General features: G+C 39.7%; 14 protein-coding genes and 4 pseudogenes. 7 read left to right on the top strand and 11 right to left on the bottom strand.

The features are described from left to right. Positions 1–543: 543 nt before the first annotated feature. A pseudogene (locus D1970_RS08325) lies at positions 544–1,361 on the top strand (NADP-dependent oxidoreductase); the annotation flags it as partial. A gap of 85 nt (positions 1,362–1,446) precedes the next feature. On the opposite strand, the gene D1970_RS08320 reads toward D1970_RS08325, so the two are convergent. The 4 genes and pseudogenes from D1970_RS08320 to D1970_RS08305 form a co-directional block, all read right to left on the bottom strand. After that, positions 1,447–1,956: a GNAT family N-acetyltransferase gene (locus D1970_RS08320; protein ID WP_119112740.1), complete on the bottom strand. Its 510-nt coding sequence runs from the start codon at positions 1,954–1,956 to the stop codon at positions 1,447–1,449. 71 nt (positions 1,957–2,027) lie between these two features. After that, positions 2,028–2,636, bottom strand: a complete 609-nt coding sequence (locus D1970_RS08315; RefSeq protein ID WP_119112412.1) for a class I SAM-dependent methyltransferase — start codon at positions 2,634–2,636, stop codon at positions 2,028–2,030. 215 nt (positions 2,637–2,851) lie between these two features. Beyond that, positions 2,852–3,357 (bottom strand): annotated as a pseudogene (locus tag D1970_RS08310) (MBL fold metallo-hydrolase); the annotation flags it as partial. A 4-nt stretch (positions 3,358–3,361) separates the two neighbouring features. After that, positions 3,362–3,529: pseudogene (locus D1970_RS08305) on the bottom strand (SDR family NAD(P)-dependent oxidoreductase); the annotation flags it as partial. Positions 3,530–4,249: 720 nt separating this feature from the next. Between D1970_RS08305 and D1970_RS08300 the strand changes: the two are divergent. Further along, the gene (locus tag D1970_RS08300) at positions 4,250–5,875 is read left to right on the top strand and encodes an alkaline phosphatase D family protein (RefSeq protein WP_119112411.1); all 1,626 of its coding nucleotides are present in this window, start codon (positions 4,250–4,252) and stop codon (positions 5,873–5,875) included. 145 nt (positions 5,876–6,020) lie between these two features. Then, positions 6,021–6,149 (top strand): hypothetical protein, encoded by a 129-nt coding sequence (locus D1970_RS22875; RefSeq protein ID WP_259339592.1) that lies wholly within the window; start codon positions 6,021–6,023, stop codon positions 6,147–6,149. Between the two features lie 145 nt (positions 6,150–6,294). On the opposite strand, the gene D1970_RS08295 is transcribed toward D1970_RS22875, so the two are convergent. Together D1970_RS08295 and D1970_RS08290 are read right to left on the bottom strand one after the other, a co-directional pair. Continuing rightward, positions 6,295–6,597, bottom strand: coding sequence for a DUF3892 domain-containing protein (locus D1970_RS08295; RefSeq protein WP_119112410.1), 303 nt, complete (start codon positions 6,595–6,597; stop codon positions 6,295–6,297). A 314-nt stretch (positions 6,598–6,911) separates the two neighbouring features. Beyond that, positions 6,912–7,805 (bottom strand): superoxide dismutase, encoded by an 894-nt coding sequence (locus D1970_RS08290; protein ID WP_119112409.1) that lies wholly within the window; start codon positions 7,803–7,805, stop codon positions 6,912–6,914. A gap of 178 nt (positions 7,806–7,983) precedes the next feature. Between D1970_RS08290 and D1970_RS08285 the strand changes: the two genes are divergently transcribed. From D1970_RS08285 to D1970_RS08270, 4 genes are all read left to right on the top strand, one after another. Continuing rightward, positions 7,984–9,033 carry a M42 family metallopeptidase gene (locus tag D1970_RS08285; protein WP_119112408.1) on the top strand — a complete coding sequence of 350 codons (1,050 nt, stop codon included), beginning with the start codon at positions 7,984–7,986 and terminating at the stop codon, positions 9,031–9,033. A 483-nt stretch (positions 9,034–9,516) separates the two neighbouring features. Further along, a complete protein-coding gene (locus tag D1970_RS22870) occupies positions 9,517–9,714 on the top strand; it encodes a GNAT family N-acetyltransferase (RefSeq protein WP_246370033.1) in 198 nt (65 codons plus the stop codon). A 215-nt stretch (positions 9,715–9,929) separates the two neighbouring features. After that, the gene (locus D1970_RS08275; protein ID WP_119112407.1) at positions 9,930–10,412 is read left to right on the top strand and encodes a hypothetical protein; all 483 of its coding nucleotides are present in this window, start codon (positions 9,930–9,932) and stop codon (positions 10,410–10,412) included. Between the two features lie 606 nt (positions 10,413–11,018). Next, the gene (locus tag D1970_RS08270) at positions 11,019–11,606 is read left to right on the top strand and encodes a kinase (RefSeq protein WP_119112738.1); all 588 of its coding nucleotides are present in this window, start codon (positions 11,019–11,021) and stop codon (positions 11,604–11,606) included. 36 nt (positions 11,607–11,642) lie between these two features. Here D1970_RS08270 and D1970_RS08265 read toward each other — a convergent pair whose 3' ends face one another. From D1970_RS08265 to D1970_RS08245, 5 genes and pseudogenes are all read right to left on the bottom strand, one after another. Further along, positions 11,643–12,215 carry a GrpB family protein gene (locus D1970_RS08265; RefSeq protein ID WP_119112406.1) on the bottom strand — a complete coding sequence of 191 codons (573 nt, stop codon included), beginning with the start codon at positions 12,213–12,215 and terminating at the stop codon, positions 11,643–11,645. A 569-nt stretch (positions 12,216–12,784) separates the two neighbouring features. After that, positions 12,785–13,075, bottom strand: coding sequence for a hypothetical protein (locus D1970_RS08260; RefSeq protein ID WP_142921004.1), 291 nt, complete (start codon positions 13,073–13,075; stop codon positions 12,785–12,787). Between the two features lie 130 nt (positions 13,076–13,205). Then, positions 13,206–13,658 carry a GNAT family N-acetyltransferase gene (locus tag D1970_RS08255; RefSeq protein WP_119112737.1) on the bottom strand — a complete coding sequence of 151 codons (453 nt, stop codon included), beginning with the start codon at positions 13,656–13,658 and terminating at the stop codon, positions 13,206–13,208. A gap of 33 nt (positions 13,659–13,691) precedes the next feature. Continuing rightward, positions 13,692–14,420, bottom strand: a pseudogene (locus tag D1970_RS08250) (MBL fold metallo-hydrolase); the annotation flags it as partial. 107 nt (positions 14,421–14,527) lie between these two features. Then, positions 14,528–14,935 (bottom strand): DinB family protein, encoded by a 408-nt coding sequence (locus D1970_RS08245; protein WP_119112404.1) that lies wholly within the window; start codon positions 14,933–14,935, stop codon positions 14,528–14,530. Between the last annotated feature and the right edge of the window lie 15 nt (positions 14,936–14,950).

The following is a 14,950-nucleotide window of genomic DNA, read 5'->3' as shown; positions in this document are numbered from 1 at the left end:
GGCAAGTTCCAGACAGCTAGGATGATTTCATTAAAAAGGAGGCTCAGCTAAGTGCTGCGCCTCTCGATTTGGTTTTAATCAATCTAAAGCTGTTTCATCGCTTCTTTCAAATCAGTCACTGGCTTCTGGCAAACAAAGTTTTCAAAGATAGGCTGTCAGTCCTTCCCTCCAATGCTTTGTAGCCCCTGCACTCAATATTTTCCCAATCCTCATGCTCCACTGCTGAAACAACCACTAGTTCTGGGACATGGCTTGAATGCCAACAACGTGTCTTTGTCTTTTCCTTCACCTATGATAACAACTTCGCGTGTCGAAAATTCTTTCTGCAGCAATGTCTGGAGCAAGTAAAACCCCCAAATGTTAATATATAAAGCTTGTTAAATATGTACCAAATGGTGATTACCATGCCATGCATAAAATGCAATACCTTGGTCAATTCACATTTTACTCCATCAGGATACTGATATGTTCGCTGTAATTGTGTAGCTGTTAGATTTTCAAGTAAACACGTCCAGCGTTCATGTAGACTTTCTAATAGCTGTATTGAATAAAGTGATTACAAGCGGAGTTATTGGACAATTAGTCGAATCACAAATCAAACTTTTTCGAAAAAGGTGACTATGTTATTGGATCACTTGGGTGGCAGAAATACTCTGTTGCAAAAGAAAGCGAAGTCCGAAAAATCGATCAAAATCTTGCACCAGTTTCTACGTATTTAAGCGTATTGGGTATGACAGGTTTAACCGCATATTTTGGTCTGTTGGACATTGGTAAACCTAAAGAAGGCGGAACAATTGTCGTATCAGGTGCCGCAGGGGCTGTTTGCTCAATTGTGGGTCAAATAGCGAAAATTAAAGGCTGCCGTGTTGTCGATATTGCCGGGTCAGATGAAAAAGTTAAATTCCTGATCGATGAGTTAGGGTTTGACGAGGCCATTAATTACAACACTCAGAATGTAGGAGCTGCCCTTCAAGAGGCATGCCCTAACGAAATAGATGTCTATTTTGAAAATGTAGGTGGAACAATTGGCGATGCCGTTTTTCCTTTACTGAATAATTTCGCAAGGATCCCTGTTTGCGGAGCGATCTCTTCCTATAATCATGCTTCTGAAGATGTAGGTCTGCGTGTTCAATCGTATTTAATTAAGACAAGTTCCTTAATGCAAGGATTTACAGTGGGCAACTATTTATCCCGTTTTGGTGAAGGGGTTGAAGCGTTAGCTGGATAAGCTAACGGAAGGCGAGCTTAAGTACGTAGAAACAATTACAGAAGGCTTTGACCATACGATTGATGCATTTCTGGATCTTTTCAAGGGCGCCAACATCGGAAAAGTACTTGTGAAAACAGCGGACGCTGAATAACAATCAGTAATAAGCACATAAAAAAACAAAAAACCGTTTTGGAGTTTTTCCGTCCAAAGCGGTTTTTTATGTGGAGAATGAAATATCATACGAGGTAATATGCCATTAAGATATCATCCCCATAAGACCCATCTTCATATTTAATTTGTTTTCGTTGTCTTCCCTCTTCTAAAAAACCTAGCCGCTTATATACTTTTATAGCTCGTTCATTGACAGAAAGCACCCCTAAGCAAATCTTTTCCAAACCTCGCTGCTGTTTAGCCCAGTTAATTAGGAATTCAATCATCACAGTCCCGATTCCTTGATTACAATAGGCCTCCCTGATCCCCATACTCATTGAGCCAGCATGATTTAAGCGGTCAAGTTTATATCGGTTAAATCTCAAAAAGCCGACTACCTTACGATCAACTTCACAAACTATATAAAGATTTTCTTCATCTAAACCTTTACGGATTTTCTCTCTTTCGTTGTTTACGCTATCTGATAATTCATTAGGTGAAGATATAAAGAAATGAGTCGTGGTTTCCGATAAAATAATACTTTTCATAATATCAACAATTGATTCTGCGTCATGTTCATTTACTAAGCGTATCATCCTTCCCCGCCCCTTAGTTGAATATTTCGTCAAACTGATTTGCTTGTGCGTCTCCCTTTTTCCAGATGGGTTCATCCAACCTTCTCTTTCCGCAAAATAACCTGCACCACATGGCAGAGGCCGGTATGAAGGTTCCCCTCTTCCCTTTCCTCTTCACCGTAATAAAAGTGCAGTACTTTATAACCTTTTGCCCAGTCCAATAGATCAACCGGATTATACAGCATATCTACATCTTTTGGCCCCCCAGTTCCGTACCGCAGCTGGTCTTCAGAGTATACTTCCAACATGAGAATTCCCCCGGGTTTGACAGTCGAAACCATTTTGTCCAGTACCGTTTTTTGATCTTTCTTTTCAAAATGTCCAAACACCATAATGGCGGCGTCAAATTTTTCGGATGGAACTTGATTATGAATGAGATCCTTTTGTTCCGTTTCCACATTTACACCGAAACGTTTTGCGAGCGCTTTTGTTTTCTTCAATCCGTTTAATGCGTAATCCCAGGCTGTTACATCATGACCCTGTCTGGCTAGGAATACGGCATTCCTACCTTCTCCTTCAGCAAACGCCACTATCTTTTTATTTTCCTGTAATCGATATTGCTGCGTTTGTATAAAAACATTCGGCTCTTCTCCATAAACATATTGTACGGCACCAAATCGCTCGTTCCATTGATTTCCCATCTTATCGCTCCTTACCCATCATACTTTTTTACATTATAACCAATACTTTTTTCAAAGTATCATATAAGAACTTGAGAGAAGTCTGTCACTTACTTTTATTCTAAAAGTGTAATGATAATGACGCACCCAAAATCAAAATAGATAAAAAGATTTTTATAAAAATCACACCCAGAAAAAACGATTCTCCCAATGGAAAAATTCGCTCAAAGAATTCACTATTTTTTTCGAATAAAAGTTCCTACCAATGCAGCAATATACCTTTTTGCTGATTTCTGGACTGATTGACTCGCATTTTCTTTGACCACACGATGAAAGGCATTATAAATCCGGTCAGATTTTTAATCCACTCACTCTGCCTGCTATATCTTCAACCTTTGCTGCGGGCAATGGAATCAGATTGGGATAACTGTACATGAAGCTCACCCAATTGCGGTCTGACCTGGATGATATCCCCTGTTAATAAAACCCCATCTGTCGCAGTTTCATTGTCCCAAAGCAAAACTGTGCCCCCGCTGAAGTGGCCTCCCAGCCTGTATAGGGTGAGTCCATCGTTTAGTTCGAGGTATTCTCCTGACCAAAATACAATCCTGTCACTTGGCCTGGTTACCCATTCCTTGTCATCGTCATGAATATAAATGGGCGCATTATACGCTTCTGCCCATTCTACCTGTGTTGAGTAATAATGCGGATAGGATAAAGCAATCGCGTCTATCCCGCCCAATGCAGTATCCTTTTGCTCGTAGCTCTTTGGTTGTTTCTCCAAGGGCATCCTCGTTTAAATCGATAAACGCGACCTTCGCACCTTCCTCGGCAAAGAACTGGACGATTCCTTTTCCAATGCCCCGGCTTCCGCCAGTTACAAAGGCGGTTATTCCTTCAAATCTACCTGCCATTTTCATTCATCCCCGTCTCTTAAGACGCGATTTCAATCCAGTCTTTAAACAAAGTGTCCTATTTTCATCAATTCCGTTTCGAATCTGCGAATAGTTTTCTGCACCATCTTTTGTTCTTCAGTTTAACGCAAATGCGTACTTTCACTCCCCCACCTTAAATTTTCATGCTAAACATCAATGTCTATGAAAAATATATGAAGAATATCAGATTACACACCTACCGGTCGGTATGTAACTATTATCTTAGTTAGAAATTTCAGAAAAACAAAGTGATTTCCTTTCTATTTTATCTCTACTTAAAAAAAAGGAAAGATTCTTTAGCTGACAATTGGTCCTTTCCTTGTAAATAAGAGATTAACATTGAATTTATACTAGTTTAATAAACATCGATTATGATTAGATCGTAGACTTCAAGTTGTTCGAACTTATTTACTCTGGTTTCAAAATCGCAGAGAAGCTTTTTGGGGCTATGACTTCAAGTTCGAACAATGCCCAATCTGTTATACAGACTCTTCTTTCATAAATAGCAAAAGGCTTCCGGATCACTTCCGGAAGCTTTTTTTAACAGCGCAGCAATTTATCTCTTCAAGCAACTGTAGGACCTAAGAATATTTTTTACCCTTTTTAAATTTTTAATATTTTACAATCTTTCACAGTAAATTCATATTTTGTCTATATTTCTTCTCTAAAATTGTAACCAATAACAGGGGAGGGATCATAATGAAAGATTCTCATCGAAGCAACGAGAAATTTGATAGAAGAAACTTTTTAAAAAAATCAGGCAAAGGCATGGGGATGGCTCTGGGAGTTTCGATTGCTGCTGCATTGCCGTTTAAAACAGCTTCTGCTGCTCCTGGAAATTCAAATTCTTTGCCTTATCCTTTTACACTAGGAATTGCTTCTGGTGATCCTTTGCATGATGGTGTCGTATTATGGACAAGACTTGCACCCGATCCGCTTAATGGCGGGGGCATGAATCCACATCCATTCCCCGTTCAATGGGAAATCTCGGAAGATCCTGATTTTAAAAAAGTCATACAAAGAGGAATAGAGGTTTCAAAACCACAGCTAGGTCACTCTGTTCATGTTGAAGTGAGCAGCTTAAAGCCCGCTACATGGTATTTTTACCGTTTTAAGGCAGGTCCTCATACTAGTCCGTCAGGCCGGACAAAAACTTCTCCGGCCAGGCACAGCCACGTGGACAACGTGACCTTTGCGTTCGCATCCTGTCAAAATTGGCCAACAGGTTATTACACAGCCTATCAGCATATGGCCAAGGATGATTTGGATCTGGTGATCCATTTAGGGGATTACATTTATGAAGGCAGGCATAATTCCACTGGTGTCAGGCCAATTGACAAAGACTTCCCTGAAATTTATACAATCGACGACTATCGAAACCGCTATGCTTTATACAAGTTAGATAGCGATCTTCAAGCCGCCCATGCCCATTTTCCATGGATGGTTGTAATGGATGACCATGAGGTGGACAATAACTGGGCTGGTGATATTCCCCAGGATCCTGACAAGCAATCCAAAGAAGAGTTTTTAAAACGGCGGGCCATCGCTTTCCAGGCTTATTATGAACATATGCCGCTCCGCCGCTCATCGTTTCCGAATGGAAGCAACATGCAGCTTTACCGCCGTCTTTCATATGGCAACTTAGTGGATTTCAATTTGTTGGACACGCGGCAGTACAGGGATGACCAGGCCAATGGTGACGGCTGGGACAGCCCAACCCCCGAGTCCATGGACCCTTCCCGCACCCTTCTAGGGGAGCAGCAGGAGCGCTGGCTATTAGACGGGCTGGCAGCCTCCCAGGCAAAATGGAAGGTTCTCGCTCAGCAAGTGTTCTTCGCCCGACGGGACTATGGGTTTGGCCCAATTAAGGAGAACTACAGCATGGATGCCTGGGATGGCTATCCAGGAGCAAGGCAACGTATTCTCGATTTTCTCTCCGAAAAAAACATCAGCAATACAATTGTCTTGACTGGGGATGTCCACACCAGCTGGGCAAATGAGGTTAAAGTAAATTTTGTTGACACTAATTCAAAAAGTGTAGCTGTGGAGTTTGTTGGAACATCAATCACTTCTGGCGGTGATGGTTCTGATATTAACAGCAATACAGCACAAATACTACAGGAAAACCCACATATTAAATTTTTCAGCAACCAGCGTGGTTATGTACGCTGCAGCCTGACGCAGCAGAAATGGCAAACGGATTTTCTGGTCGTTCCTTACGTCACAAGGCCTGGAGCACCGGTCTCCATAAGAAAATCCTTCATTGTCGATGATGGAAAATCAAGTTTGCAGCAAGTAAATGCAGAAGTGCCAGCTCCAGTGTAAGGCGGTTCAATAGATTTAAGGTTTCCGAATGTTAAAGGGCTTCGTAAAATATGAAATTTATTTAAAGATATTAAGCGAGTTCAAACGGAATGCAAATCATTGTTAAATATGGTAGAAAAATCTCCACAAATGGCTTTTAACATTTATGGCTGCTTTCATGTTAACTGGAATTGCCACTGGCTGCAGTAATGACGCGAATAACGAGGAAGAAACCGAAAAGAATCAAAACCTAGAAGAAGGCACTGAAGAAGGTATCAAAGAAGGACGGTACTGAGGATGATAGCGCTGAGAAAGGCACCGAGGAAGACAATACTGAGGATGATGGCGCTACGGATACTGAAGAAGACACTCAATAGTAGATGGAGGCTGGACCTAGCATTGGTTCAGCCTCTATTTTTAATTTCCTTCAGCATAGTTTATTAAAATAACGGCAATTGATCCAAATTATTTTCTTTTATACCATCGGGTTCACTCCGGATTATATCTCTTCCATATTTATGAAATACGTCAACGTGTGCTAGCTTCCCTGCTTTTGCATCGTCCAAAGCAGCCAGGTAATCCAGTTCCCTTCCGCTATCTGTTTTGAATGCAATAATGTCCCCATCATCATTTTTACGAACCGCAACGATTTTTTCTTTACCAGGATCAGTTTCTCCCATGCTTTTAAAACTGGCTTGCTCCTTATATTCCTTATAAACTTGGTCAAAATCTTTCGAATCCATATTGGTTCATCACCTCCCGAACATACGTTTAGTGTGTACTTAAAAAATTGATTTATGTGATTGAAAAGGTAGATGATTAACCATAGTTCACGACCTTTAGCAGGATATCTACCAGCTCTGGTGTTTTATCGACCATCTGTCAGTAAATATAACGTGCTGCTAAGCGTACCTATCCTCTTTCCTATTAGCGCTTCTTCGAAGGGTTTTATTCTATCCGGTGTCATAGCAATAGGGAGTCTAGGAATAAAAGTGATTTCTCTCCACAAAAACACAAAAATTTCTCTCACAAAATTATGGTGTCCTCTTAAGATAAATTAATATGGCTGCCACATGATTGTTTTGGCTTCCTTAAAGCGTTTTCCAACATCCCTCCAGTTGACTACTTTCCACCATTGTTCAACATATTTAGCCCGTTCATTTTTATATTGAAGGTAATATGCATGCTCCCAAACATCAAGAACTAGTAAAGGTATGACGTCCCATTGTGTTAAATTTTGATGTTTTTCGGCTGTTAATATTTCTAAACGATGAGACCTTGGTGCCCAAACGAGAATAGCCCAGCCTACTGCTTCTACATTTTTCGCTGCTTCGGAAAAGTGCTTCTTGAATTTCTCAAAGCTTCCGAAAGCAGTCTTGATTGCTTGACTCAATTGTCCTGACGGCTCCCCTCCGCCATCCGGGCTCATATTGCTCCAAAATATAGTGTGTAAATAATGGCCGGAACCGTGAAAAGCTGCTTCTCTTTCCCAATGTTTAATCAAGCCAAAATCTCCGTTTTCCCTGGCCTTTTGCATTTCCTTTTCTGCTTTGTTCAGTCCATCTACATACGTTTGATGATGTTTTAAATGGTGCAGTCTCATGATTTCCTCAGAGATGACCGGTTCTAAAGCATCATACCGGTAAGGAAGTGACGGCAAACGGTGCCCTCCAACCGGAACAGGCTGGACCCTCTCATCTTCATGGCGCCCATCCCGGGACAGGATGCTTGTTAGTTCGTCATGTAAAGCCGCTGCTTTATTGTACAGTTCAGTATCGCTCATATTATTATCCGCTTCCGCTTCCTTTTTAAGTAAAAATAGCCTGTCACACCAGTGCTTTTGGACAGTATCATCAAAAAGGTCCTTAGGTTGGCCGAGAGCTGATTCCCAAGTAAAGCTAATTTCCTCACACCATTCAGCTAAAGATTCCCTGTACGAGTTTTCTTTCATTTTTTCTCCCTCCCAGATTTAACATCTTTAACAAAATATGAGGTGCTCAGGGAATAGGTTACTGAAATCACCCTTACCGCGAACAAGGAAGAAAAATCATTTCATTGAAAAATCTGTCTACAGGGAGTAAAAAGATTATAATAAGAATTATGATATTTATTTTGAAAGGGGATTTACTTTGGCCTACATAAACAAGGAAGAAACTTTAAATTTACTTAAACAATTGGTCAGCATTCCTAGTCCTTCAGGAAACACGAATGAAGTCATTACTTTTGTAGAGGACTTTTTAAAGGAACTGCATGTTGAAACAACGAGGAACCGTAAAGGAGGATTAATCGCGACTCTTCCTGGCAAAGATGAGCAGAACCATAGGATGCTTACTGCCCATGTTGATACTCTTGGAGCGATTGTAAAAGAAATCAAGCCAACCGGGCGCCTTAAGCTTGATTTAATCGGTGGCTTTAAATACAACTCCATTGAGGGCGAGTATTGTGAAATTGAAACATCAACAGGCAAAAAATTCACTGGCACCATTTTAATGCACCAAACCTCTGTCCATGTATATAAGGATGCAGGGAAAGCGGAACGGAGCCAGGATAATATGGAAGTCCGCCTTGATGAAAAAGTACATAACGCTGATGATGTAAAATCTCTTGGCATTGAAGTTGGAGATTTTGTCTCTTTTGATCCGCGTGTTCAAATTACAGCATCAGGTTTTATTAAATCTCGGCATCTTGATGATAAAGCAAGTGTCGCCATCCTGCTTCAGCTCATTAAGCAAGTGAAGGCAGAAAATATTGTACTTCCATACACCACCCATTTTCTCATTTCGAACAATGAGGAAATCGGTTACGGCGGAAACTCAAACATTACTCCTGAAACGGTTGAGTACCTGGCAGTTGATATGGGAGCAATGGGTGATGGGCAATCGACGGATGAATACACCGTTTCGATCTGCGCGAAAGATGCAAGCGGTCCGTATCATTATGAATTAAGAAAAAGACTTGTCAAGTTAGCCGTTGACAATGATATCAGCTATAAGCTGGACATCTACCCTTTTTATGGATCCGATGCTTCAGCCGCAATCAGGGCAGGGCATGATATCATTCATGGCTTAATTGGACCGGGCATCGATTCATCCCATGCATTTGAAAGAACGCATATAGATTCCATTGAAAACACGGCAAAACTCCTTTATCACTACCTGCAGTCAGAAATGATTTTATAAGAACAACTTAAGATTTATTTACAGAATAATACTGCAAAAAGGTGATCATCTCCGGTAGAGTGATCACCTTTTTTGTATATATCTTGGTCTTTTTTTATACTACGAAACAACCTTTGCTGCAGTATCACTGAAAAGGCCGACCGCATTCCCGCCCAACATTTTGTCAATCTGCAGCTCAGTCACCCCATTATGTCTAAGCTCCGGCAGGATATGATTGAAAATATGTCCTGGGTTCCAATTCTCCAACCGCGGAGATGATTACTATAACTATTTGATATTTATAATCAAGCTTAAATCCTTATTAAAAGAGCAAGAGCAAGGAATTTCGTATTTCTATTTAATTAAGGATAAACAGGGTACAATTCTTGGAAGAATCAACCTAGTAGATTGTGATTACTCCGAAACTCTATGTCATGTCGGCTATAGAATTGGACAGAGGTACATACAGGAAAAGGCATTGCAAATAAAGCGCTAAATTTGCATATGGAGATTGTTACGAAGGAAGGAATAAAACAAATTCATGCAAAAACTACAATTACAAACATAGCCTCTCAAAAGGTTTTAGAGAAAAACGAATTCAAACATACAGCATCCAGCGATGTTGAGTTCGAAATGAATGGGAAGAAATTAAAATTTGTTCATTATATTTGGATTAGCCATTTCAATTACAGAGGTGAATAATTATCAATATTTTCCTCAAAGAAGATAGCGACTGATCCATAATCTTCAAACCTTTTTCAAGTCAATAATTTTCGGGGCCCTAATATCCTCCTTATCTTTATTCATAGGTACCCCCTTCAAATCCCTAAACCGTTCAATGCTCCATTATAAAAGACCAGTGGCATATGTATCATCGCCTACATATAATGACCAGGAATAATACAGGTGGTGATGAGATGTATTACAATCAAATGTTCCAACCTTCCGCTCCTAACCCATACCTTCTGACTACCCCTTATGCAGTACCGCATGTAGGGCCATATGAACAATTTGAAACGTATCCAGGCGCAAATGACTTTTCTTACGAGATGGATTCTTTCAGGACTGCTGTAGATGTAAACCGCGTTATGAGAATCCTTAACCAGCAGCATCGAAACCTTTACCGGGAAATCGAACGGGGCGGAATGGAACGAAAGCTTTCCGAGTATCTTTTCAGATCGATGGTTACTTATGTTGATGAAAACTTTAACAGGTTCACTGGAAATATTGAACAAAAAATCGCTCAGGCAAGCAGGCAGTTAAGCAGAAGGCACCCTTGGATCTTTGATATCATGAGAATTTATAATGTATCGCCTGCTTCTCAAAACCGCATTGTCGATGGCGTTTTAAGAGTCGCATTCCGAAATCTTCGACCAGTCGCCATGCCAAGATATTATTAACGTTTGCAATCCCTGTAGAAAACAGCTCCATTCTAACAGCCCATCTCCCAGTTATTAGCCGGGGATGGGCTGCTTTGGATTTAAACAATAAAATTTGCTTCTCCATACATAATGAACATATTACCTAAATGATAATGTTAAAAGGTTTTGGGGAATATATGTCGTATTTACATTATAATATCATTTGAAGGGATTGTTAGAATGAGACAGGTCATCGTAATGGATGGCTCGGTTTTTCCATGTACCAGACAACCTATGATAGACTAATATATATATGTCAAACGAAGAAAGACTTTGCAAAAGTGTGTTCTACCCCCACCGCCAGCCGCGACCAGGGTCATTATGTTTAGGGATTTTATAAGGCCTTAAATACTCTGCATTGCCTCCCCGATTTGTCACTGTTCAAGCCAACATTTGAGGATTAGAGGATATAGCGGTGATATACGGAGCTGCTTTAATTTTATCAATGAGTCTTTATTTAAAACCGTCAGTTCCCTGCCAACCGCAAAGGGGTTATTACATAAGCAATGAAGATTCCAGGAATAAAGAATTTGAACCTGAAAACAAAATATTGGGTGGGGAATAAGAATGCAAACAACGGTGAAAATGAATGTACAATTAATCTTAAAAGAGATTACCAGCTTTAGAAAAGGAAACCGTTTTATATTAGGATTAGACGGATTAAGCCGCTCCGGAAAAACAACAATTGCTGAAGAACTCAGCAAACATTTAGAAGAAAAGAATATTCCATTCTATGTTTTCCATATGGATGACCATATTGTTGAGCGGAAAAAGCGCTATCATACCGGGCGAGAAGAATGGTTTGAATATTATTATTTACAATGGGATATTCCTTGGTTAAGCACACATTTTTTTGAAAAGCTGAGGTTTTCAAATAAGTTTGAACTTCCTTTTTATTGTAACTCTTGTGATACAGTCTCATACAGGACCCTTTCCATCCCGGATGGCGCGGTGGTTGTAATCGAAGGTGTCTTTCTTCAAAGAGAAGCATGGTTAAATTACTTCGATAGTCTGGTTTTTATAGAGTGCTCACGAGAAACTAGGTTTCTTCGTGAAAGTACAGATACTCAAGTGAATATAAATAAGTTCAAAGAAAGATATTGGAAGGCGGAAGATTACTATTTGGAAACGGAATGTCCTAAGAAAAAGGCTAACTTGGTCTTGCAAGGATAGCTGGTGATGTTTTGAATCGAAGATCCTTTCAAAGAACTAAAATGAATAACTTTTTTTCGTCCCAGATTCTCTTTGGTTAGAGGGCTCTACTAAGGGTCCGTTCATTAGGGCCTTATCAATAATGGCCCTAACAAAGGGACCTTTTTCTTCAGTATACCTGGCTCTGTCAAACTGGAATTTAGCGGCAAGTTCTTTTTTAAAAGTACTGTATTCCTCTACTGATTCTGGGTGCAACCTTAAGAAGTCACGAAAAAACAATTTTTCTTTCCATTCATTGCTATCAATCTCACAAATATGTAAGTGACAAGTCCCCCGCCCCCATAGCCCTTTTCTGAAAAATTTTCTTTCTTTAAACTCGGCTTTAGGTATGTATTGATAACCGATTTTGTCCAAAGGTTGAATTAATGCTTCGAAGTCTTTTAACTTCTTGATACCTGCCATAATGTCAATGATGGGTTTGGCAGCCAACCCTTTTATTGAAGTGCTGCCTATGTGTGCAATTGCCATAATTTCTTTCCCTGTCACTTCAAGGATCCTATTCTTCTCTTCCTCATATTTTCGAGGCCAGTCAGGGTTATAATCTATTAGTATAACTTCAGGTTTTGTCACATTCTTCTCCCCCCTTGGGCTCTCATCATTTATGGCGGTTTGACCAAATAGCTTGATTCGGAAAGTATCCCCTTTTAAATAGCAATACCGAATGGCATAGCAATTTCAAAGGGGCATTTTTTTAACAAAATTAGAAATCTTAGTACTTCTAAGTTTTTATGGACAAACAAAATCTCCTTGAATTGGATCATGCCCGTCATTAAATTTGATACGTATGGACTTGATGAACACATTTCTCAGGAAAAGTGTACTGGTTATTTTGGTGCTTTGTTCGTTTTTTGCATTAATTTGGTCAATAAAAGAAGGAAAGGGGCAAGATTAATTTGAAAACAAAACCGATTATAACGTCAATCTTAGCTATCTTTAGTATCCCTATTTTCTTGCCCATCTTTCATAATGATTAAATCATATGCATATCTTTGATCTTCATAAACATAAAGATAGTTTAATAAACTGATTTGTTCCACCCCAAAAACAAACCATTTTTCTTTTATTGGCATAATATAGGAATTACGTGTATAGTTTCGGTCACTTTCGGGATGAGTAACAAAAGGGGCAAGACTTAACCCTTAAATAATGTTATTTACATCAAAAGAAACGCTGATTACTTTTTTTCTTTCGTTGTCCATCCATAGATATTGCTTTAAATGCTTATTTAAATTGGTGCTCATTTCCAGATTATATGCTTCTACATCTTCATTAAAAGACCTGCCATACTCTATGAATTGGTCAACTGTGACCAACTGTTTGAATTCCTCTGATGTTTGGTAATATATAATGTCAAACGCTTCATTAATAAAACTACTTCCGAAATTTTCAGGAGTAACCTTTATTTTCTGCTCATTCCCTATTTTTATCACCTTCCAATCACTTATATAAAATTGGTTATTAACATTAGCCAATAGATAATGAATATCAGCCAAATATTATTCTGGACGAATAACTTATCCGCAACTACCTTCACGTTAACATGGAAAACTAATACAAAATCTATAAATCCTGGGACAAACGGATCATATCTACAACCTGCATGCCATTTTCAAAGATTTCTTCTGTGTAATGTCTGATAAAGAAATCCTTGTCGACACCGGTAATCCTAAATCCACATTTTTGATAGAGAGCTAGCTGTGCTACACTTGAGTTTCCAGTACCGACTTCGATTGTTTTGAATCCAAGGAGCTGTGCTTGTCTAACGGCGTGATTCACGAGCTGTTTCCCGATCCCCTTGCCTTGATGGTCTACAGCAACTGCAACATTTACCAATTCAATTGTATCAGGCCTTGTAGGTAGCAAAACATACACACCTACGACGTTTTCACCGGAATACGCTGCAAAACACTTACCCCTTTTGATATATTCCTCAACAAGCTGTTGGGAGGGGTCTGCTAATAGTAGTAAATCCAATGGAGCTTGTTTATGATTATCTAACTGTCGTATTTGCATGGCTTTCTCCTTTACCGAACTACTTTTGGATCTATATGAATGAACAAGTTCAATCAGCGCTTCCTTAACATTACCTTGAAACAATCCGCCATGATAGCAAATGAGGTTTTTAATGTCATAATCTAGCAGGAGCTGAACAGAGCTGAGAGCTGCCTCCATATCAAATGTGAATTGCGGATTCGCAATTTCAAGTTTCCCCGTTTCGATAACGACAGCGTCGCCCGCAATCAGTGTTTTACTAGCAGGTAAATACAAGGATATATGGCCTGGCATATGGCCTGGAGTATGCAGGATCTTGATTCCTCCGCACCACGGCAGTTCCTCGTTATCACTTACTGTCCGATCTACTTTAGCTGGCTCGATACTCTTCAAGAAGTGGATAAATTGCCGGGCATTCTCCTTTTCTTCACCGGGTAGCTCATCTAGTGTTGACTCAGCCTGTTGAAGACGCAACGATTTTTCAACACCTTCAATATATGGGGCTTCAAACTCATAAGAAATGATTTCAATCTGTGGATATTCTCTCTTCAACGCAGCAAGAGAGCCTATATGGTCCATATCATGGTGGGTTATAATTATTTTTGTGATGGAGTCTAAATTGACACCTTTGCTGAATGCTGCATCTTTAAGAAAAGTCACAAAGTCCGGATATCCGCAATCAACAAGGATAGTTTCGTTCTCATCCTGGAGAATGACCGGTGTGATCACTTGTTTTTGTCCATTATAATCAAAACTTATTTCGAGCAGATGACAGTTGTTCATAAGTAATATCCTCATTCAACGTTTCTATATATTTTTTATCATACCACTATCATTTAGCGGAAAAAGGGCAAATTTTTCACTCCAAGCATTCGCGCATACAAGAAAAGCTAGCCTTTATTGTGAATCTCGTGATCATACATAGCGGCAAGATAGTTATTTTTCGTTCCTTTAAGCTTCGGGTGTGATGCCGTGTTTTCAGCTTCCAGCTCAGTATCGGCAATTATTTCAAATGCAGCCTTTGTCTTTTCGGTAAAGTTCTTTACTGATTTGCGCAAGTCTTCCATTGTCTCACATTTCGGTATATCTGGTGGCGAGAACACTTCAGTTTTTACCATTGAAACAAAAACATCATTCCAACCGGCCATATGCAAAGCAAGTTCACCAAGGGACATTGCACCGTCCCAAGGCTTAAAATCAATATGCTCATCATCTACAATTGTATTCAGCAATGCCTCCAATACTTTCCGGTGCTCCAGCCATTCCGTCATTAACTTCTCTGCTTGGGTCCCATTCATTCCTCCTCTTAAAAT

The organism is Mesobacillus zeae, assembly GCF_003570705.1.
In the GTDB taxonomy this organism is placed as follows: Bacteria; Bacillota; Bacilli; order Bacillales; family Cytobacillaceae; genus Mesobacillus_C; species Mesobacillus_C zeae.
The sequence above is the reverse complement of the archived record's forward strand: the minus strand, read 5'-3'. Positions and strand labels throughout refer to the sequence as shown.